This window comes from Shimia ponticola (assembly GCF_007995215.1).
Lineage (GTDB): Bacteria > Pseudomonadota > Alphaproteobacteria > Rhodobacterales > Rhodobacteraceae > Shimia_B > Shimia_B ponticola.
Window position 1 is genome coordinate 1156282 of record NZ_VCDK01000003.1, and the last position, 19294, is coordinate 1175575.

Annotated in this window: 21 protein-coding genes; 5 read left to right on the forward strand and 16 right to left on the reverse strand. The window is 58.2% G+C overall.

The genetic code is table 11. The features are described 5' to 3' along the window. The first annotated feature begins 77 nt into the window (after nt 1–77). The 4 genes from trpS (at nt 78) to FE702_RS09040 (ending at nt 4106) form a co-directional block, all read left to right on the forward strand. The gene (gene trpS / locus FE702_RS09025) at nt 78–1103 is read left to right on the forward strand and encodes a tryptophan--tRNA ligase (RefSeq protein ID WP_147125916.1); all 1026 of its coding nucleotides are present in this window, start codon (nt 78–80) and stop codon (nt 1101–1103) included. 250 nt (nt 1104–1353) lie between these two features. After that, nucleotides 1354–1809: a universal stress protein gene (locus tag FE702_RS09030; protein ID WP_147125917.1), complete on the forward strand. Its 456-nt coding sequence runs from the start codon at nt 1354–1356 to the stop codon at nt 1807–1809. A 39-nt stretch (nt 1810–1848) separates the two neighbouring features. Beyond that, complete coding sequence (locus FE702_RS09035) at nt 1849–3384, forward strand: ATP-dependent DNA helicase (protein ID WP_147125918.1); 1536 nt, start codon at nt 1849–1851, stop codon at nt 3382–3384. Continuing rightward, a complete protein-coding gene (locus tag FE702_RS09040) occupies nt 3381–4106 on the forward strand; it encodes an SDR family oxidoreductase (RefSeq protein WP_147125919.1) in 726 nt (241 codons plus the stop codon). The genes FE702_RS09035 and FE702_RS09040 overlap by 4 nt, the downstream gene beginning before the upstream one ends. Here FE702_RS09040 and FE702_RS09045 read toward each other — a convergent pair. The 12 genes from FE702_RS09045 to FE702_RS09100 form a co-directional block, all read right to left on the reverse strand. Then, nucleotides 4103–4864 carry a TIGR02186 family protein gene (locus FE702_RS09045; protein ID WP_147125920.1) on the reverse strand — a complete coding sequence of 254 codons (762 nt, stop codon included), beginning with the start codon at nt 4862–4864 and terminating at the stop codon, nt 4103–4105. The genes FE702_RS09040 and FE702_RS09045 overlap by 4 nt on opposite strands. After that, entirely contained in the window at nt 4864–5787 is a 924-nt protein-coding gene (locus FE702_RS09050) for a sulfite exporter TauE/SafE family protein (protein WP_147125921.1), read from the reverse strand. The genes FE702_RS09045 and FE702_RS09050 overlap by 1 nt, the downstream gene beginning before the upstream one ends. Before the next feature lie 105 nt (nt 5788–5892). After that, nucleotides 5893–6858 carry an ABC transporter permease gene (locus FE702_RS09055; RefSeq protein WP_147125922.1) on the reverse strand — a complete coding sequence of 322 codons (966 nt, stop codon included), beginning with the start codon at nt 6856–6858 and terminating at the stop codon, nt 5893–5895. Between the two features lie 4 nt (nt 6859–6862). Continuing rightward, nucleotides 6863–7495, reverse strand: a complete 633-nt coding sequence (locus tag FE702_RS09060; protein ID WP_147126174.1) for a LysE family translocator — start codon at nt 7493–7495, stop codon at nt 6863–6865. Next, nucleotides 7495–8652, reverse strand: a complete 1158-nt coding sequence (locus FE702_RS09065) for an ABC transporter permease (RefSeq protein ID WP_147125923.1) — start codon at nt 8650–8652, stop codon at nt 7495–7497. The genes FE702_RS09060 and FE702_RS09065 overlap by 1 nt, the downstream gene beginning before the upstream one ends. Nucleotides 8653–8846: 194 nt before the next feature. Further along, nucleotides 8847–10382 (reverse strand): ABC transporter ATP-binding protein, encoded by a 1536-nt coding sequence (locus FE702_RS09070; RefSeq protein WP_147125924.1) that lies wholly within the window; start codon nt 10380–10382, stop codon nt 8847–8849. A gap of 7 nt (nt 10383–10389) precedes the next feature. Next, nucleotides 10390–10752 carry a nuclear transport factor 2 family protein gene (locus FE702_RS09075; RefSeq protein ID WP_147125925.1) on the reverse strand — a complete coding sequence of 121 codons (363 nt, stop codon included), beginning with the start codon at nt 10750–10752 and terminating at the stop codon, nt 10390–10392. Nucleotides 10753–10818: 66 nt separating this feature from the next. Continuing rightward, a complete protein-coding gene (locus tag FE702_RS09080) occupies nt 10819–11814 on the reverse strand; it encodes a BMP family lipoprotein (RefSeq protein WP_147125926.1) in 996 nt (331 codons plus the stop codon). A 206-nt stretch (nt 11815–12020) separates the two neighbouring features. Then, the gene (locus tag FE702_RS09085) at nt 12021–12464 is read right to left on the reverse strand and encodes a GNAT family N-acetyltransferase (protein WP_147125927.1); all 444 of its coding nucleotides are present in this window, start codon (nt 12462–12464) and stop codon (nt 12021–12023) included. Beyond that, nucleotides 12461–13036, reverse strand: coding sequence for a tRNA (adenosine(37)-N6)-threonylcarbamoyltransferase complex dimerization subunit type 1 TsaB (tsaB, locus tag FE702_RS09090; protein WP_147125928.1), 576 nt, complete (start codon nt 13034–13036; stop codon nt 12461–12463). Before tsaB ends, FE702_RS09085 begins: the two co-directional genes overlap by 4 nt. Continuing rightward, on the reverse strand, nt 13033–13488 hold the full coding sequence (locus FE702_RS09095; RefSeq protein ID WP_488168917.1) for a GFA family protein: 456 nt from the start codon (nt 13486–13488) through the stop codon (nt 13033–13035). The genes tsaB and FE702_RS09095 overlap by 4 nt, the downstream gene beginning before the upstream one ends. Next, complete coding sequence (locus FE702_RS09100; RefSeq protein WP_147125929.1) at nt 13463–14023, reverse strand: NifU family protein; 561 nt, start codon at nt 14021–14023, stop codon at nt 13463–13465. The genes FE702_RS09095 and FE702_RS09100 overlap by 26 nt, the downstream gene beginning before the upstream one ends. A 147-nt stretch (nt 14024–14170) precedes the next feature. Here FE702_RS09100 and FE702_RS09105 point away from each other — a divergent pair, with 147 nt between their 5' ends. Then, the gene (locus tag FE702_RS09105; protein WP_147125930.1) at nt 14171–14590 is read left to right on the forward strand and encodes a cupin domain-containing protein; all 420 of its coding nucleotides are present in this window, start codon (nt 14171–14173) and stop codon (nt 14588–14590) included. On the opposite strand, the gene FE702_RS09110 is transcribed toward FE702_RS09105, so the two are convergent. The 4 genes from FE702_RS09110 to FE702_RS09125 form a co-directional block, all read right to left on the reverse strand. Next, the gene (locus tag FE702_RS09110; protein WP_147125931.1) at nt 14587–15213 is read right to left on the reverse strand and encodes an acyl-homoserine-lactone synthase; all 627 of its coding nucleotides are present in this window, start codon (nt 15211–15213) and stop codon (nt 14587–14589) included. The genes FE702_RS09105 and FE702_RS09110 overlap by 4 nt on opposite strands. A 142-nt stretch (nt 15214–15355) precedes the next feature. Beyond that, the gene (locus tag FE702_RS09115) at nt 15356–16069 is read right to left on the reverse strand and encodes a helix-turn-helix transcriptional regulator (protein ID WP_147126176.1); all 714 of its coding nucleotides are present in this window, start codon (nt 16067–16069) and stop codon (nt 15356–15358) included. A gap of 364 nt (nt 16070–16433) precedes the next feature. Then, entirely contained in the window at nt 16434–17723 is a 1290-nt protein-coding gene (ccrA, locus tag FE702_RS09120; protein ID WP_147125932.1) for a crotonyl-CoA carboxylase/reductase, read from the reverse strand. A 121-nt stretch (nt 17724–17844) separates the two neighbouring features. Further along, entirely contained in the window at nt 17845–19245 is a 1401-nt protein-coding gene (locus FE702_RS09125) for a 1-acyl-sn-glycerol-3-phosphate acyltransferase (RefSeq protein ID WP_147125933.1), read from the reverse strand. Between the last annotated feature and the right edge of the window lie 49 nt (nt 19246–19294).

Here is a 19294-nt window from a genome sequence, read left to right on the forward strand (position 1 = left end):
GCCATGCGCCGCTGGCGTGCCAGCCATCTTGGTCGCACCCGAAACCGGGCCGCGGCCCACAAATGCAGGGGTCCCACATGACCGACGACAACTCGAAGTTCACGCCACGCGTCTTTTCCGGCATCCAGCCATCTGGCGGCCTGACGCTTGGCAACTATCTGGGCGCGATCAAGCGCTTTGTGGATATGCAGGAGGCCGGCTCGCACGAGACGATCTATTGCATGGTCGATCTGCATGCGATCACCGTCTGGCAGGACCCTGCGGACCTTGCCAAGAACACCCGCGAATTGGCGGCGGGCTATCTGGCGTCCGGGATCGACCCGGAAAAATCCATCCTGATCAATCAAAGTCAGGTGCCGGAGCACGCGCAACTTGGCTGGATTTTTAACTGCGTCGCGCGCATGGGCTGGATGAAGCGCATGACCCAGTGGAAGGACAAAGCAGGCAAGAACAGCGAAAACGCATCGCTGGGCCTGTTTGGCTATCCAACGCTGATGGCCGCCGACATCCTTGTTTATCATGCGACCCATGTCCCGGTTGGCGAAGATCAGAAGCAGCACCTTGAGCTTACCCGCGATATCGCGGCCAAGTTCAATCATGACTACGGCGTTGATTTCTTTCCGATCACCGAACCGGTGATCGAGGGTACGGCAACGCGGATCATGAGCCTGCGTGACGGGTCAAAGAAAATGTCGAAGTCCGATCCATCAGACATGAGCCGTATCAACCTGACGGACACTGCAGACGATATCGCCAAGAAGTTTCGCAAGGCCAAGACCGATCCGGAACCATTGCCGGAAACCGTCGATGGGTTGGAGAATCGACCAGAGGCGCGGAACCTTGTGAACATCTATGCCGCTCTGAGCGATCAGAGTGCGGATCAAGTCGTTGCCGAGTTCGCTGGTCAGCAATTTGGTCAGTTCAAACCTGCGCTTGTTGATTTGGCTGTCGCTAAGATGGGTCCAATCGGGGACGAGATGAACCGCTTGATGCAGGACCCAGCCGAGATCGACCGTCTTTTGGCGCGGGGGGCAGAGCGGGCACGAGAGATCACCGCCCCGATCCTGCAGCAGACCTATGACATCGTGGGAATGGTGCGCTGAGGTTTTACTCTGGGTCGTCACGAATCTGTTGCAGAGGACGATTAACACAACGGTCAGGAGCTAGGCTCTTATCGCGGGTATAGTCCCTACCGTTGGTCTTCCTATTGCAAAGGATCATCGGGCCCGCATCCAGACGTCGCTGCAAAACTCGCATACGTCATGCGCCCTCGTTTGTCCCGAACGAGGGCGCTTTTTATTGCGCAATGCACAGCAAGAGGTCACAGTCTGTGGGCAAACACGGGAGAAGCAAATGCGCAAGTTTCTGGTGGTACTGGATGACAGTCGCGAATGCCTGAATGCCATGCGGTTTGCCGCCATGCGCGCGGCCCACACAGGGGGTGGCGTCGAAATACTCGCCATTATCCCTCCAGAGGAGTTCAATCACTGGATCGGGGTCGGTGAAATCATGCGCGAAGAAGCGCGAGAACGCATTCACGCGCATTTCGAAGTGTTTGCAAAATGGATGCGCGACAAGCAGGGGATTGACCCGGAACTCGTCATCCGCGAGGGCGAACCTCTTCCAGAGATTATGGCGCAAGTTACTGAGGACCCAGATATCGGCGTGCTGGTGCTGGGCGCCGGCACAGACAACAAGGGCCCCGGCCCGCTTGTGACGCAGCTGTCGCGCAATTCAGGCTCGTTGCCGATACCGGTGACGATTGTTCCGGGCGATATGTCCAAGGAAAGGCTTGAAGCCATCACCTAGCCGCTGGTCCCCGCCGGTGCAGCCCCCTATGGTCGCGCCATGAGCAGCACCGCCGTTACATTTTCAGACGATCAGGCCGAAGCCTACGATACCATCTCCGACGCGCTTGAAAGTGCCGGAGTGTTCTTGGGCGATGGGTATGCTGCCCCGCCCTCTGGCGGCAAGGATCAGGTACTTGCCGTGGTGGGCAAAGCGGGGTCCGGCAAGACGCTGCTCTTGGCAAAGATGTACGAGGCCCTGTCCGAAATCGGGATCGACGTGATCAGCGGCGACTATGAAGGCCGCAAGAAAAAGGATCGCCGCACGCTTGCGATCCTTGCGCCCACGAACAAGGCGGCGTCTGTCCTGCGCACGCGCGGTGTGCCAGCGACCACCATCCACCGTATCCTCTACACGCCGGTCTATGACCCTGAGTATGAAAAGATTGCGGAATGGCTGGCTGGGAATGGCGAAATGCCGGAAGTCGAAGGGCTGACGGACGAAGCTTTGGAACGCGCGCGGCGGCAATACGAAGACAGCAAATCGGTTTTTGCCGCGCTGGCGGCCGCTGGGCTGCGCGGGTCAGATTTCATCACCGGTTGGAAACGGCGCGAGGACCCTCTCGACATCGGCTTTGTCGACGAAGCCTCGATGCTCGATGAAAAGCAATACAACGACCTGCGCGAGATATTTCCAACCCTGCTGATGTTTGGCGACCCGGCACAGCTTGCGCCTGTGAACCAACCCGGCGGGATGGTGTTCGATGACCTGCCCAAGGGTCGAAAGCTGACCTTGAACCGCGTTCACCGGCAGGCGGACGATAACCCCATTCTGGACCTTGCCCACGCGCTTGCCGATCCGGCGCTGGAATTCCACGACTTTGAGCGCATGGTCAGCGAAGCCGCACAAAAGGACGAGCGCGTTGTATTAGGTCAGCGTGTGGAAGCGGACCTGATGGCGCGCTCACCCGTGCTGGTCTGGCGCAACAATACGCGTGTCCGCCTCATCCAAGCCTTTCGCGCGGCCTATGGCGCGCCAGAGGAAGAGTTGCTGCCCGGTGAGCCTTTGATCTGTGACGGGATCGAACTGCCTATGAAGCATCGCAAGAAACGCCTCGATCTTGAAGCGCGCGGACTGATCAAGGGTGCGCAGGTTGTCTATCTTGGGCCAGGGCGCAAGCCGGGCTTTTCCCGTCTGCACGTTTTTGGGGCCGAAGACCCGCAGGTCAGCGCCGCATCTATCGTCAAGATCGAGAAACCGGACGAGGAAGAACCGTTTATTCCGTTTGCCGCCAGGATGGGGGCAACCTTTCTGCATGGGGCGGCGGTAACGATCCACAAAGCTCAAGGATCGCAATGGGACACGGTTCAGGTCTTTGCCCCGGACATATTCGTCGCCGCGCGCATGAACCGGCAAGAGGCCGGCATCCCGCTTTGGAAACGACTGGCCTATGTTGCGATCACCCGCGCATCCGAGCGTTTGATCTGGGTGGTACGAAACCGATTGGCCAAGCCCACTGGACCACTGGTCATCGACGATCTGAAACCCAAGGAAGTGCCTCTGACGCTTGAGGCGCAAAGCGAGGCACCGCTATGAAATCCATCCTGATCACGGGCGCGAGCCAAGGCATCGGCGCAGAAACGGCGCGCCAATTCATGGCGGCGGGATGGCATGTCGGGCTTCTGGCGCGCCAGAAGGACAAGCTTGAGGCACTGGCACAGGAAGGCAGCGCAACCGTTCTTCAGGCTGATGTGACGGATGAAGAAGCGGTCGAGAATGCATTTGAGACATTTCAGTCTGAGGTCGGGCATCTGGACGCCCTGTTCAACAATGCCGGTATTTTTGTTCCTCAGGTCACGATTGACGAGATGAGCTATGACGACTGGAAGCGAGGTGTTGATGTGAACCTGAACGGCATGTTCCTCGCGGCGCGCGCCGCATTTCGGATCATGCGGCAGCAGTCACCGCAGGGTGGTCGGATCATCAACAACGGGTCGATTTCTGCCCATGTCCCGCGTGAGAAGTCGGTGAACTACACCGCAACCAAACACGCGATCACCGGGCTCACCAAAACGCTGTCGCTGGATGGGCGCGACTTTGACATCGCCTGTGGTCAGATTGATATCGGCAATGCCCGCACAGACATCGTTGCGGCCCTTGATGCGCGCCGGGTCGAAGATGGGCTGCCGCCGATCGATTCAATGGACGTGGCCGATGCCGCCCGCGCGGTGTTGCACATGGCTGAGTTGCCGCTCTCAGCGAACGTGCAGTTTATGACGGTGATGGCAACGAAGATGCCCTATATCGGGCGCGGCTAGGTTCGGCGGAACGCGGAAAACAGAGCTGACGCCAACCAGCCCGCGATGATTGCAATGGCGAGCGACATCAGCCCGTAAATCAGCGGTTGGTTATACGCCAGATTGTAGAGAAACCGCTCAAGCCCAACCTTTTGTACGGCGATATCCGTCTCGAACTTGCTGACGACCGCGCCGTCGCGAACCAGAAATATCTGGGTGCGATAATCGCCTTCGGTCAGGTTGGCTGGCAGGTCGACTGTCGTGCGGAACAGGGTCTGTTCGTCAAACGACACCGCATCCTCATCTGCATAAAACGCGCCCTTTTGCTGCTGAATTCGGATCAAGGCATCTGTAAAGGCAGCGGCGTCAGCGACACCGCCGGCGTCGACCGAACGGATCATCTTTTCTTTGGTGATTTTGTGCCGCAAATCCTCTGTTTCGGAAAGAATGTCCTCAATCGGGCCTGAACTCAGGATCGCGTAGAAACTGGGCGCGCTATCAATCTCGACCTCGTCGCGGTTGGCCCAGATGATGGCGATTTTGTCTTTGCGCCGCACCGTGACCGGTGATGGCGGCCCAGAGACCGTGATGATGACGTCCAATGGCTCAAGGCTCGTCAATGGCGCAAGCCGTTTCACCGCGCCAAAGATCAGGATCTCTGACCCGTTGAAATCGGTTGTGATCGCAACGCGCCGTTGGCTTAGGTCAGCGACAATCGTTTCCTCAGCCGAAAGCGGTGAGACGATCAAGAACAAGAGGGCAAGCAATAGGCGGCGCATCAATGACCTCCCGGTGCGGCAATGGAATAAAGCTCGGCGGGTTGGATCAACAAATCCAACGCGAGCTTGCCACACACCAGAAGGACCATTCCGGCCAGCAGGATACGCAGTTGTTCCGCCTTCATCCGCGCACCAATCTGCGTGCCAATCTGTGCCCCGATCACACCACCGACCAGCAACAGGACCGCAAGAACCACGTCGACGGTAAAGTTGGTGGTGGCATGGAGGAGCGTTGTAAATGCCGTCACGAAAATGATCTGAAAGAGCGACGTGCCGACAACGACCTTGGTTGGCATACCAAGCAGATAGATCATGGCAGGCACCATGATAAATCCACCGCCGACCCCCATGATCGCAGCAAGGACGCCGACGACCAGCCCGACCATGATCGGTGGAATGACCGAGATGTAGAGACCCGAAACCCGAAACCTTGTTTTGAACGGCAGCTTTGACACCCAGCCACGGTCCCGGGTCCGGCGCACCGGCCCAGTCGCAGGCCGTTTGGAGCGGCGGATGGCATTCAGGCTTTCGACGAACATCAAAGCGCCGACCACGCCAAGGAACACGACATAGCAAAGCCGGACCAGCAGATCGACCTGACCGAGCGACTTCAGATAGTTGAACAAGAGCACGCCCAACCCCGCACCGACCAACCCTCCTACCAAGAGGACGCAGCCCATCTTGAGATCAACGCTCTTGCGCCTCAGGTGCGCGAGGACACCAGAGAATGACGACGCGACGATCTGGTTCGCTTCGGTTGCGACCGCAACAGCGGGAGGGATGCCGATGAAGAACAAAAGCGGCGTCATCAAGAAGCCGCCACCGACACCGAACATGCCGGACAAAATGCCTACAAACCCGCCCAGGCCAAGAAGAAGGAAGGCGTTTACCGATACTTCGGCAATGGGCAGATAGATTTGCATGGAGGCTTCCGGGTCTTTACCCAATCCGCCTTACAAAATGCTGCATGTGCGGTGTAGGGCCAAACCTGCGACAAATCGGAACGATTTTGGTCGCCGCGCTCCTCTCTAGCGCTCTTTCACGTAGGGCTCACCACCCGCGCGCGGTGGGATCGCCTTGCCCACAAACCCGGCGAGGATGACAACGGTCAGGATGTAGGGCAGCGCATCCATGAACTCGACGGGAACGGTGAAGGCACCGATGTCGATATTCTGGAACCTGAGCGCGATGGCCTGAAGGAACCCAAAGAGCAGGCAGGCATAGAGCGCGTACCACGGCCGCCACTTGGCAAAGATCAGGGCAGCGAGCGCGATGTATCCGCGACCTGCCGTCATCTCTTTTACAAAGCCAGCCTGAAGCGCGGTCGCGAGATAGGCACCCGCGATACCGCAGAGCACGCCGCAAATCGCCACCGCCGTAAAGCGCAGTCGAATGACATTGACCCCTGCCGTGTCCACGGCGGCCGGGTTTTCGCCCACAGCACGCAAGCGCAGACCAAAGCGTGTGCGGAATAGCACATACCAACTCAGCGGAACCATCAGCAGAGCGAGATAGACGATAGCTGTATGGCCAGAAATCAGCCCCTCATAGACCGGGCCAATGACCGGAACCGGCAGGATCGCCTCGGCAAATGGAAACTCGATTGGGCTGAAACGTCCACCATCGGTCAGCGCAGGCGTTCGTCCGCCTTGCGCGAACCAGCTTTGCGCAATCAGAACCGTCAAACCCGACGCAAGGAAATTGATAGCCACCCCAGAAATCAGCTGATTGCCCCGGAAAGTGATCGAGGCGATGCCGTGGATCGCGCTCAGGAACAGCGACGCCCCAATGCCTGCCAACAATCCAAGCCAGACCGAACCTGTTACGAAGGCAATTGCCGCCGACAGGAAGGCAGCTGCCAACATCTTGCCCTCAAGGCCGATGTCGAAAATGCCCGCGCGTTCGGAATACAGGCCAGCCAAGCACGCAAGAAGCAGCGGCGTCGCCAGCCGGATGGTTGAGTCGAGGATCTGGAGAAAGGTCGCGAAATCCATGGGGTCAGCGCTCCGTCACAAGGCGAAAGGCCATGAAGGCAAGAAATGTCCCGAGTGCCGCTTCGATCCAGCGGCGGCCAGCGGCATAGGCAGCCCGAAAGGCTTGGGACGAAAACAGGACACCCCATGCGCCGTGGCACAGGAATGAAATGGCAAACGCCCCCACAAAGAAGACCGCGACAACTGAGGCAGGCGCCAGCGCAATGCCCGAAACGGCGTGGATCGCCACCCAAAACACGATGGCCTTTGGATTGGTGACCTGCAGAGCAAAGCCGGTCAAAATCAACCGCCCCCGTGTCTGGTGGCCGATCTCCCTGACCTTAACTGCCGTCGGATTGGCGGCCTTGCGGAATGCGCCGTAGGCCAGCCAGCCAAGGTATGCCGCACCAACGACACGAAGCGCGGTAAAGGCCCAGGCCGCCTGTTCAAGCAACAGTCCCACGCCCGCCAGCGTCAGCGCGTTCAAAACCACACTGCCGAAAGCGATACCCACGGTCGTCAGCATCGCAGCCGCGCGTCCCTGGGCGGCGCCGACGCCCAAGAGCAGGGCAACGGATGGCCCTGGCGATGATGCCGCCACCAAAAGGATCGCATAGGCCGCAAGGATGCCGGGCAAGAATGTCAGAAACACATCCATCATTCAGCCGCCGTTGTCGGGGGCGGTGAATTACCAGGCGTGCGAGGCGTGTTTTCAGCGCGGCCAGCCTGCGCCAGCCTGCGACGGGTGAACACAGCCTCGATCGGCATGCGCACCATGTTGTCCAAAGCCCCGGTGAACAGGATCACGAGCGCCTGAATGACAACGATGAGTTCCGTCGGGATCGAGGTCCAGAAGGCAAGCTCTGCGCCGCCCTGCACAAGAAACCCAAAGAGCAGACCGGCGAGGATAATCCCAAGAGGATGCGAACGTCCCATGAGCGCCACGGCAATGCCGATAAAGCCCGCGTTCTGGACCGAGTTATTTACCAGCCGTTCAGCCTCGCCCATCACGGTGTTGATGGCCATCAATCCCGCCAACCCGCCAGAGATCAGCATCACGATCATGATGATCTTGGTCGGTGAAATGCCGGCGTATTTGCCAGCGGGTTCAGATTTGCCAAAGGCGCGGATTTCAAAGCCCAGCGGCGTCCGCCAGAGCAAGAGCCACACGCCGTAGCACGCCGCCAATGCAAGGAAGAGCGAGATGTTGACCGGCGGGGCCTTGGAGAACGGAATACCGATGACAGCCAGCATGTCGTGCAAAGTCGGAAGATGCGCGCCTTCCGGGAACTTGGCGGTGGAGCTTTCCATCTGCCCGACCGGCTTGAGGCCGTTGTTAAGCAAATAGATGATCAGGGCAAAGGCGATATAGTTGAACATGATCGTCGTGATCACGATGTGGCTGCCGCGCTTGGCCTGAAGATAGGCGGGGATCGCCGCCCACGCCGCACCAAAAAGCGCCCCGCCAATGATCGCGGCAGGCAAGGCAAGCGTCCAGTGCGGCCAAGGCAGCGCAAGACAGACCAGTGCCACACCCAGACCGCCCAGTGTCGCCTGCCCTTCCCCACCGATATTGAACATCGAGGCGTGAAACGCGACGGCCACAGCGAGGCCCGTAAAAATGAAGTTGGTGGCGTAATAAAGCGTATAGCCCCAGCCATAGGTCGATCCGAGCGCGCCTTGGATCATGTAATTCAACGCCTCAAGCGGGTTTTCCCCGATCCCGAGGATCACAAGCGCCGACAGCACTGCCGCAAGGATGAGCGACACCAGCGGCACAAGCAGGACATCGGCCCATGCGGGCATTTTATCCATTAGGGTCGTCCTTTGTTTTCACGCGGATGGGCTTTGGCTGCGGAGCGGGCGCGCCAATGCCAAGGAGTTTGCCGAGCAGGACAGGCAGCATGTCAGTCGTTCCCCTTTTTATTTGCACCGTTGCGATGGAATGGTCGTTCCGGCCATGCCTGCGGCGCGAGTATTTTTTAAACATAGAAGGACGGCAGGATCGATCATGCCGCGCTTTCCGTGATGCCGGCCATCAGGAGGCCGAGGTCTTTTTCATTGGTTTCCGATGGCAGGCGTTCGCCCATGATGTGGCCGTCAAACATGACCGCGATACGGTCAGACAGGCTCATGATCTCGTCCAGTTCGACTGAAACCAACAGGATCGCTTTGCCTTGGTCGCGCAGAGCCACAATCTGTTGGTGAATGAACTCAATGGCGCCAATGTCGACACCGCGCGTCGGCTGACCGATCAGCAGCAGGTCTGGGTTCCGCTCAATCTCGCGCGCCAGAACAATCTTTTGCTGGTTGCCGCCTGAGAAGTTCTTGGCCGCAAGCTTCGGATTGGGTGGCCGCACGTCGAAACGGTCCATCTTGGCCTGCGTATCCTCGCGGATTGCGGCGTTATCCATCAGGAGGCCCTTGCTATATGCCCCACCGCGCGTGTGATACCCAAAGGCCGTGTTCTCCCACGCGTGAAAGTCCATGATCAGACCTTCTTTCTGGCGGTCCTCTGGCACGTGGGCAATGCCACGACGGCGGCGCGATTGACCATCGCTGTCCTTGCCGGTCAGGTCGATCTCTTCGCCATTCATGCGAATGGTGCCAGTGCCGGTCTGATACCCGCCAAGCACCTCAAGCAGTTCTGACTGGCCGTTACCCGCCACCCCTGCGATGCCGAGGATTTCACCAGCGCGCACCTCAAGGCTGATGCCTTTGACGCGCTCGACGCCTTTATTGTCCGTCACGCGCAAATTCTCGACCTGCAACACTGGCGCACCGGGTTGCGCAGGTTTCTTGTCGACGCGCAGCAGGACCTTACGCCCGACCATCAACTCAGCCAGATGTTCGGGGCTGGTTTCTGATGTCTTCACAGTCGCGGTCATCTCGCCCCGACGCATGACGCTGACGGTGTCGGTGATCTCCATGATTTCGCGCAGTTTGTGCGTGATCAGGATGATGGTTTTGCCTTCTTCACGCAGACGCCCAAGAATACGGAACAACTGATCCGCCTCGGACGGTGTCAGCACGCCGGTCGGTTCATCAAGGATTAGGATATCGGCTTGACGATACAGCGCCTTGAGGATTTCGACCCGTTGTTGATAGCCCACGGACAGCGTCTCAATACGCGCGTCAGGATCAACGTTCAGTTCGTATTCCTCAGCCAAGTTCTTGAGCTGGGTCCGGGCCTTGGCAAGTGACGGGGCAAGCAGTGCACCATCCTCTGCACCCAGAATGATGTTCTCCAGAACGGTGAAATTCTCGACCAGTTTGAAGTGCTGGAACACCATGCCGATGCCCGCGGCAATCGCCGCCTGACTGTCGGGAATTTGTGTGCGCTGGCCACGAATGAATATCTCGCCCGCGTCAGCCTTGTAGAACCCATACAGGATCGACATCAGTGTGGATTTCCCCGCGCCGTTTTCGCCGATGATGCCGTGGATGGTGCCCGGCTGGACAGAAATCGATATATCCTTGTTGGCCTGAACCGGACCAAACGCCTTTGAAATGCCTTTCAGCTCAATCGCGGGGACTGTCGACATATAGGGTTCAGGCTCCTGTTCCGACAAACCCGGCAAGCAGGGTCAGACGGTCCTCGGTGTTGATCTCTGCAAAATAAGTGCCGTGTTGGGTCATCTGTGTCCCATCAGGCCCCATGCCACCAAAGGCGATGATCGCACGGGTGTATCCGTTGACCTCATCAGCGCTTTCAACCGTGGCTGTCCATCCGGGCGCATTAGCAGAGAAGTTGCCGACATATTCCGAAATCGTGTCGATCCCAGTGAGGCGTCCGCCGGATCGTGGGTCCGAATAGACGAAGGTTTCGGCAATAGCCTCTTGGATCAGCGCCGTGCGCCGACCCGCGTCGGTTTCGCTCCAAGCGCTAAAGAATGTGTCGATGGGAGAGGTCATTGCGGACACCAAGTCAGTGAGTGGATCGCAGCCCCAGACATTGTCTGGGACTGCGTTGTGCTTTGCTTAGAAGTCCAGCGCGGGGCAGGTTTCGTCCGACATGTAGTCGTGGACGGAAAGCTCACCGGAAATGATCGATGCCTTGGCCGCTTCGACCTTGGCAACCATTTCTTCGCTCACCAGCGGCGCGTTGTTGTCGTCCATCGCATAGCCAACGCCTTCGTTGGCCAGACCTTGCACCTGGAAGCCGGTTTCAAGACCCGGGCCATCGGAGAAAGCCGTGAAGACAGCGTTGTCCACGCGCTTCATCATCGAGGTCAGGACTTTGCCTGGGTGCAGGTAGTTCTGGTTGCTGTCCACACCGATCGACAGGATGCCCTCGTCAGCTGCGGTTTGCAGAACGCCCACGCCTGTGCCGCCAGCCGCAGCATAGACAACGTCAGCGCCTTGGCTGATTTGCGCTTTGGTCAGCTCGGAGCCCTTCACCGGGTCGTTCCAAGCCGCTGGCGTCGTGCCAGTCATGTTCGCGATGACGGTCGCATCAGGATTGGCCGCCTTCACACCTTGCGCATAGCCACAGGCAAAACGGCGGATCAGCGGGATGTCCATGCCACCGATGAAGCCAACGGTGTCGGACTCGGATGCCTCAGCGGCCATCATGCCGACAAGGAACGAACCTTCGTGTTCGTTAAAGACGACCGAGCGCACGTTTGGCGCGTCAACGACCATGTCGATGATCACGAACGAGGTGTCTGGATAGTCAGGAGCCACTTCGGACAATGCGCCCGCGAATGCAAAGCCTGCCATCACGATCGGGTTCGAACCTGCTTCGGCAAAGCGGCGCAGGGCCTGCTCACGCTGAGCTTCGTTCTGAAGCTCGACTTCGCGGAATTCGCCGCCGGTTTCTTCGGCCCAACGGGTCGCGCCGTTGAACGCAGCTTCGTTAAAGGATTTGTCGAACTTCCCGCCCAGGTCGAAGATGATCGCCGGGTCAGCGGCCACAGCAGAGGCCGAAATGGCAAGCGCAGCCGCGCCGCCGAGAAGCTTGGTCATGAACGTCATGTGGTTTCCCCATGTTGGAGGCCGATTGGTCGGCCCATTTTTGTGGCAGCGGGAGAGACACAGCTTTTGCGCACGCGCCCCCCTCACGTCACGATCAAATGATCATGCTGAATTAGGCCGCAGGGGCGAAAGGGCGTCAAGTGGAGTCTGGGGGATTGTGACCCCCAACTGTGCGCTTTGCGCGGCGACCTAGGGTCAAGAGCCTGTCAGATCGGCAACTCGTCACGCGCTGGTAGATGGCATTCGAACAGAATCGCATCAACGGTTTGCCCGTCCCGTGCGTAATAGTTCGGCCGTTTGCCAATTTCCCGATAGCCTGCCGTCAGGTACAATCCCAGCGCTGGTGTATTGTCCTCAGCGACTTCCAGAAAGACACGCGCCACACCACGTGCAACGAGGGTTTCGTGCAATTGATCTAGCAGGTCCCGCGCGCGCCCCTGCCCGCGCATGTCCGGGGTGACGCCGATCAACACCAGCTCTGCTTCGTCTAGAGTGACCATCGCGATGGCATAGCTATTTTCAGACAGCAGCACTTCGTAACGAGGATCGTGGAGCGCTGCGGACAGGTCTGACGGCCCCCAACCATGAGCTAGAGGATCGCCGAAAACCGAGCGATGCAGCATAGCCAGACGGTCGTCTGCAGAGGTCATGAGTCGATGATCGTTGGTGGTAGGTCACGCGCAGGTGCCGCGTCAGCGGGTTTGATATAAAGCGGTTTGGCAGGCGTGAGGTTATTTGCGCTCAGGCGCTCTTGGCCGACTTTTGCGGCGGCCAAAATCAAGTCATCTGGTGCGAAGGCTTCGATTGAGGTGGCATCGCCACATTGGTCGGCGGGGGTCATGTATGGGGCAGCCGAAGGTGTCAGGCTCAGATATACCTGATCGCGGGGACCGGGCACGGTGACGCCCTGAGCCATCGGCGCGAGATGGCGAACCATATCAAAAGCCGATATTCCAATCGCCGGAATGCCCAAGCCCAGCGCCATGCCGCGCGCGGCGCTGACGCTAATTCGAATGCCGGTAAAGTTTCCCGGCCCCACTCCAACGGCTATGGCCTTTATTTCAGGCCAAGTCGCTCCCGATCGATGCAAAAGCTCTTCGATCATGGGCAGCAAAGCTTCCGCTTGCCCGCGCGCCATGTCTTCCACATGGGTCGTGACCGTGCCGCGCTTCAGCAACGCCATGCAGACGCGGCGGTCCGATGTGTCAAAGGCAAGGATCATGTCTTGGCCCGCCGCAGTTGGTTGCGTCCGCTTCCGGCGCTGCGGGGAAGGTCGTCCTTTGGCAGCCAAGGCATGGCGGCGTCTGCGTGACAATGCAATGTGGGCGGAAGGTCCGCGGCCTGATCAATCAAGCCCAAGGGCACATAGGTTTGACCCTCAAGATACGGAAATTGTGCCGCCAGCAATGACCCGCATTGGTCGCAGGACCAACGATGGACTCCGGTGGGATACGTCCGTTCCTGACCGGCAGAGGGGGAAAAAACGATGTCGCCTAGATTAAAGGCCGCGAATGCAGGCAACGGCGAGCCGGTGATACGTTTGCAGTCGATGCAATGGCAAAAGGTCACGACCTGTGGCCGCGACGCACGCAAGGAAAAGGCGCCGCAATAGCAGCGCCCTGTGATGTTTGTTTGGTGCGTATCCGCGTCAGGCGGCAACGGGCCGCACCTCAACCACCTCTGGGATATAATGGCGTAGCAGGTTTTCGATCCCCATTTTCAGCGTCAAAGTCGACGATGGGCAACCTGCACAGGCCCCCTGCATGTGCAGGTAAACCACGCCGCGATCAAAGCCATGGAATGTGATGTCGCCACCGTCTTGCGCGACTGCTGGGCGCACTCGCGTATCCAGAAGCTCTTTGATCTGGCCCACGATGTGACCATCTTCGCCATGGTGTTCAGCATGGCCGGATGCTTGCGCTTCTCCTGCCATGACCGGGTCGCCGGATTGAAAGTGCTCCATCACCGCCCCAAGAATGGCGGGCTTGATGTGATCCCATTCGACGGCGTCGGACTTGGTCACTGTGACGAAATCGTTGCCGAAAAAGATCCCCTCGACCCCGTTAACGGCAAAGATGCGCGCCGCAAGTGGTGAGGTCTGCGCCGCCTCAGCGGACTGAAAATCAGCTGTGCCAGTCTCAAGCACAGATTGGCCCGGCAAAAACTTGAGCGTGGCAGGGTTGGGTGTCGATTCTGTCTGAATGAACATGGCAAAGCCTCCTTAGACCATCGCGGCCGTCGAGTTTCATATGCGGAGACAGAGGCCCCACGTCAAGAAGTTAGAACAATTCTAAAGTGACATGACCAGGTGAAGGGGTCAAGCATGTGCCAGATGCCATCTGACGAGGATATGCGAATGCCAAACGAACTGCGCCACATCCCTGCCACGACAATTGGAGTTCAAATCGGACAGGGCGGTCTTGGCCCCGCTGATTACTTTACTGGCGCGGTCAGTCCAGAGCGGCTTTCAGGCGCGGAAGACATGCCAGCCTCGGCTTTGCGCGTGAGCTTCGCCCCGGGTGCGCGGACGAACTGGCACACCCATGATGATGGTCAAATCCTGATCGTGACATCGGGCAATGGAATTGTCGCGGATCGAGACGGCTGGATTCGGCACATCACGACAGGCGATGTCGTCGAGATACCCGGCGGCGTTGAGCATTGGCACGGGGCGCTCGCGAATGGCCCGATGCAGCACATTGCGATCCAAACCGCTAGCGCGACCTGGCTGGAGCCGGTGACAGAAGAGGATTATGCCGCCAGCCAACCCACCTAAGCGGCCTGGCGCATTACGTGACCGAAAGCTCGGTTGAACCAGTGGCGCACGATTTGAGGACCAAGCCCCGCCTGTCGCGCCACGCGCGCCTGCGCGGCGGCGTCAAAGCCCCAAAGACCCACGCTGATCGCATCGCGCCCTTTGCCCTGACTTCCGAGCACCTCTGGCGACGCACCAATCCGCTTGTAGATGCGGACCATGCGGGCATCGAACACGCCCACAAAGGACGTCAGCCCAAAGCCCTGCAGAACCTCACCTCCGGCCAGCATCAGCGCGGCGGCTGTTTGGGGTGTCGCTCGTGGGCCAAGGCAAAACCGTGTGCATTCCCAAATCTTGGGCGACTCAATGCGCACACCATCTGTCAGATGCAGGAAGTGATCGTTGACCATGGTATTGGATGTGGTCGGCAAAAGCCGCATCGACCCGCCATGCGCCCCATCAGGAAGCTGCCAGATAACATAGAGTGGGTTGAGAGCGTCATAGGCATCGCTTTCCCACCCATCCTTGTCCACTGCCACGTCCCATTTCAGCCGCGTCTTGAATTGCCAGGCGCGGTCCATGTGCATGGTTTCCCTGAGCTTGGGCAGCTCCGTCAGCTGGTCTGCATATACAAAACGGATCATGCGGGTCCCTCCTATCGTCTCGCGATAATTGGGTAGCCGGAAAGTGGTTAACGGCTTGGTCTGCGCTGGCGCGTCTCGTTAATCTTTTTCGCTAAAAGTCGATCCAATTTAATGGGTTCTTCTTTGCTTGGCGTAGAAGAAATCAGACAACAATATATCCCTGCTGCATGGCTCGTGCGACCGCATGGGTTGTATTCAATGCCCCAAGCTTGAACCGCGCACTCTCGATGTAGACCCTCAACGTATGTTCACTGATAGAGAGGTTTTGCGCGACTTGTGCCCGGCTATAGCCCACCGCCAGCAAGCTCATGGCGTCAATTTCGCGCGGGCTTAGGCCCTTGGTCGGCCCTTTGTCGGCCAGACCTTCGAATTCGAGAGCTTTTTGGTTGAAGACATGGGAGATCAGGATCAGGTCGTGATGATTTTGCGTTTGAAATTCTGCCCAAGTGTCATCATCGCAAGACGCATTGACCGAAAACAAGGCAAATTGACCGTTAGGGCCGCGCATGGGGATCGAGTAACCTTGATTGCCTACCCCATACTCCAAAGCCTCTTTGAAGAATGCCCGAGCACCCTTGGAACTCCAATCCAGTTGCTTCCAGTCAGTAGGGTGAAACCGAGCATAACATCCTGAAATGACTGGGTCGACACGGAGATAGTCCTGCTCAAGATAGCGATCGACCCACGCGGTATCATAGGTCCCACAGCCGTACTGTTCGCCTTTTGAAGAGACCCAATGGTAGACTACATGCGCCACATTCAGCAGATCGCGAAGCTCTTCCGAACAGTCTTGCATGTCTTCTAGAGTTGAAACCTGTTCAAGCGCCTCGATAAACTGTTCGCGTGATCGTTCCATCGCTTTCAACCACCTGCAATGGTGCCCCCTGCGGGATCGACGCAGTTTCTGACAAGGCAACTCGCAGTGAATTCTCAAGTTGCAGCGCCAAGTTTGGCATATTGTTTCGGCACGCAAATCCGTGCAGGTCGCCCAGAACGTCGATCATCCAATTTTCGTCCAAGGCCAGCCTCGTTAGGAAATGTTAACAGAACATTAACACAACCTTAACACGAATTTGTTTTTTACCCCACTCACGTGTTTTGCCTCCCCAAAAATGGGGAGGCCTCGATCTCTATCCGACTGAGTCCATGCGAAAGCCACGAAAAAACCGGCCACCTCAAAGAGGCGACCGGTCCTATTGGCTTTACTAAAGGAAGTCAGATCAGGCCTTACCGGCGTCCAGAACTTCTTCCAGTGTGCGCAGGCCAGTCTTTGGAGATTGCACCAGAACCGACATGTTGCCCGGCTTGTGTTCATTGCGCAGCATTTTCATATGCGCGGCCGGGATATCGGCCCAAGGGAACACTTCGGACATGCACGGATCAAGGCGACGCTCGCACATCAGCTTGTTTGCGGCCGACGCTTGCTTCAGGTGGGCAAAGTGCGACCCCTGCAAACGCTTTTGGTGCATCCACATGTAGCGGACGTCGAAGGTACAGTTAAAGCCGGTGGTGCCCGCGCAGATCACGACCATGCCGCCCTTTTTGCAGACAAAGGTCGAAACAGGGAACGTGCTCTCACCCGGGTGTTCAAACACCATATCGACATTGTTGCCCTTGCCGGTGATGTCCCAGATCGCCTTGCCGAACTTACGAGCCTCTTTGAACCACTCGTTGTATTCCGGCGTGTTCACCGTTGGGAGTTGTCCCCAGCAATTGAAGTCCTTCCGGTTCAGCACGCCTTTGGCACCAAGCGACATGACAAAGTCACGCTTGCTTTCATCCGAAATCACACCGATCGCGTTTGCGCCTGCTGTGTTGATCAGCTGGATCGCGTAAGAGCCCAGACCGCCCGAAGCGCCCCACACCAGAACGTTCTGGCCTGGCTTCAGGTCGTGTGGCTCGTGCCCGAACAGCATCCGGTATGCAGTTGCCAGTGTCAGCGTGTAGCAAGCTGCCTCTTCCCAGGTCAGGTGCTTAGGACGTGGCATCAGCTGTTGGGCCTGCACATTTGTGAACTGAGCAAACGAGCCGTCAGGCGTTTCATAGCCCCAGATGCGCTGCGACGTCGAATACATCGGGTCGCCGCCGTTGCATTCCTCATCATCGCCATCGTCCTGGTTGCAGTGGATCACGACCTCATCGCCGACTTTCCAACGCTTGACCTTGTCACCCACAGCCCAGACGATGCCCGAAGCGTCGGACCCCGCGATGTGATACGGCGCGCCGTGACCGTCGAAAGGCGAAATCGGAACGCCCAGTCCTGCCCAGACACCGTTGTAATTCACACCAGCCGCCATCACGAGGACGAGAACCTCGTTGCTGTCCAGCTTCGGCACATCAACGACTTCGACCTCGAACGCCTTATCAGGCTCACCGTGGCGTTCGCGGCGGATCGTCCATGCGTACATCTGCGCTGGGACGTGACCCATCGGAGGCATTTCACCAACCTCGTAGAGATCCTTGACAGGCGCGTCGTAGGTGAAAGCTGTGTCTTCGGCGTCCAGAGCCATGGGTCGTCTCCTAATTTAGGGTCTTCAAAGTAGCGCCGCAGCGCAGAATCGCGCGGCTGTCGACACCGACCTAGAACGCCGTGCGCAACATTGCAATCGTATTTTGGTCTATTTTGAAATTTTATGACCCAGCGGGTGCGGCATTTTCTGCATTGTTTTTTTCTGCGACCGCAAAATCATGCTCAATGGAGGCCGCGTAGTAGCGCAGCAGAGGCAAATCATCGGGATTCACGACCCATTGGTCGCTGGTCTGAGAAATCACACGGCGCTGAAGCAGATGCTGAAGCGCCGCCTCTAGATGCGCTTTGCTTGCATCTGGGGTCGGCGGCGGGTTGCCTGCGAATTGCGGATGGGTGGTCATCAGACCATGAAAAGCGTCCTGCAGCGCCTGCGCGTCCAATGGACCATCCGCGGTCACAAGAAGCCGCGAAAGAAGCGGAACAGCCAAGACCGGCATGACATCCTGAATTGCGTGCATAAGGTCAGTGGCAAGCCGTTCGACTCGCAAATCCGCGGCGTATCGGCTGATTGGAACGGGGTCTCCGTAGACAACCGCGGCTGTTCCAAACCGCATGAAACGGCCCCGGACACGCAGCCAAAGTTTGCGCAGGATGAACCAGAGAATCACAGAAATCCGTGCCTGAAACCGCCGGGTGCCGTTCTGACCCGCCTGCACCAGAATGCGGTCTTCGAGCACACGATCATAGTTGATGGCAACCGGCACAAAGACGATCTCAGGCCCGTCATCGCGATACGTATCCACCGCATAGGACAGCAGCCCCATCTTGGGCGCTGCCAACCGTCCGTCCAGGCTCAGTCCGCCTTCTGGAAAGATGGCCTGTGTGACCCCGCCCCGTGTCGACAGATCAATGTAACGTGCCAGCACCTTGCGGTAGAGCAATCCACGCGACCTGCGCCGGATGAAGTAAGCCCCCATGGATTTGATCAAACGCGATAGCGGCCAGACGCGCGCCCATTCGCCCACCGCATAGCTAAGGGCCGCCTCTTCGCCAGCGAGATAGGTCACCAGCACATAATCCATGTTCGAACGGTGGTTCATCACAAAGATAACCGTGGCGTCTTCTGGCAGGTTGGCCAAAACCTCGCCATTCTTCGGACCGGTTTGAACGGTATAAAGCGTGGTAGCCAGCCACCGCGCAGCGCGAATGCCGAAGCCAAAATAGGCAAAGGCACTGAAACTTGGCACGATCTCACGCGCATAGGTACGGGCCTTTTCAAAGGCCACGTCTTCTCGGACGCCTTCCTGCTCAGCGTATTCAAGGATCGCTTGACTGACCTCGGGGTCGTAGATCAGCCGTTGGATCATGTCGTAGCGGCGCGCCAGTTTGAACGGTTCGATCGGGCGGGTCAGGCGTTCGTTCAGGCGAGCGATCACACGCTCGGCCCGACGGCGCAGAAACCAGCGCACGGACGGAAACAAGAAATGTGATGCAAACGTCACCGCTGCGAACAGGACAATCAGAATCAAAAGCCAGAGCGGCACCGCGACGGTTTCAAACATGCCGTCACCCTGTCAGGCTTTGGTCGTATGGTAAATCCGGCCATGCCGC

Bases quoted from the DNA above. Each gene is read 5' to 3' on its own strand.
- tsaB (WP_147125928.1), bottom strand. From the start codon at position 13,036: ATGATCCTTGCCTTTGACACATCGGACCGCCGCGTCTGCATGGCGTTG.
- FE702_RS09055 (WP_147125922.1), bottom strand. From the start codon at position 6,858: ATGGATTTCGCGACCTTTCTCCAGATCCTCGACTCAACCATCCGGCTG.
- ccrA (WP_147125932.1), bottom strand. From the start codon at position 17,723: ATGGCTCTGGACGCCGAAGACACAGCTTTCACCTACGACGCGCCTGTC.
- FE702_RS09070 (WP_147125924.1), bottom strand. From the start codon at position 10,382: ATGTCGACAGTCCCCGCGATTGAGCTGAAAGGCATTTCAAAGGCGTTT.
- FE702_RS09035 (WP_147125918.1), top strand. From the start codon at position 1,849: ATGAGCAGCACCGCCGTTACATTTTCAGACGATCAGGCCGAAGCCTAC.
- FE702_RS09125 (WP_147125933.1), bottom strand. From the start codon at position 19,245: ATGTTTGAAACCGTCGCGGTGCCGCTCTGGCTTTTGATTCTGATTGTC.
- FE702_RS09065 (WP_147125923.1), bottom strand. From the start codon at position 8,652: ATGGATAAAATGCCCGCATGGGCCGATGTCCTGCTTGTGCCGCTGGTG.
- FE702_RS09085 (WP_147125927.1), bottom strand. From the start codon at position 12,464: ATGACCTCTGCAGACGACCGTCTGGCTATGCTGCATCGCTCGGTTTTC.
- FE702_RS09115 (WP_147126176.1), bottom strand. From the start codon at position 16,069: ATGGAACGATCACGCGAACAGTTTATCGAGGCGCTTGAACAGGTTTCA.
- FE702_RS09045 (WP_147125920.1), bottom strand. From the start codon at position 4,864: ATGCGCCGCCTATTGCTTGCCCTCTTGTTCTTGATCGTCTCACCGCTT.
- trpS (WP_147125916.1), top strand. From the start codon at position 78: ATGACCGACGACAACTCGAAGTTCACGCCACGCGTCTTTTCCGGCATC.
- FE702_RS09110 (WP_147125931.1), bottom strand. From the start codon at position 15,213: ATGATCCGTTTTGTATATGCAGACCAGCTGACGGAGCTGCCCAAGCTC.
- FE702_RS09105 (WP_147125930.1), top strand. From the start codon at position 14,171: ATGCCAAACGAACTGCGCCACATCCCTGCCACGACAATTGGAGTTCAA.
- FE702_RS09100 (WP_147125929.1), bottom strand. From the start codon at position 14,023: ATGTTCATTCAGACAGAATCGACACCCAACCCTGCCACGCTCAAGTTT.
- FE702_RS09080 (WP_147125926.1), bottom strand. From the start codon at position 11,814: ATGACGTTCATGACCAAGCTTCTCGGCGGCGCGGCTGCGCTTGCCATT.
- FE702_RS09050 (WP_147125921.1), bottom strand. From the start codon at position 5,787: ATGCAAATCTATCTGCCCATTGCCGAAGTATCGGTAAACGCCTTCCTT.
- FE702_RS09030 (WP_147125917.1), top strand. From the start codon at position 1,354: ATGCGCAAGTTTCTGGTGGTACTGGATGACAGTCGCGAATGCCTGAAT.
- FE702_RS09060 (WP_147126174.1), bottom strand. From the start codon at position 7,495: ATGGATGTGTTTCTGACATTCTTGCCCGGCATCCTTGCGGCCTATGCG.
- FE702_RS09040 (WP_147125919.1), top strand. From the start codon at position 3,381: ATGAAATCCATCCTGATCACGGGCGCGAGCCAAGGCATCGGCGCAGAA.
- FE702_RS09075 (WP_147125925.1), bottom strand. From the start codon at position 10,752: ATGACCTCTCCCATCGACACATTCTTTAGCGCTTGGAGCGAAACCGAC.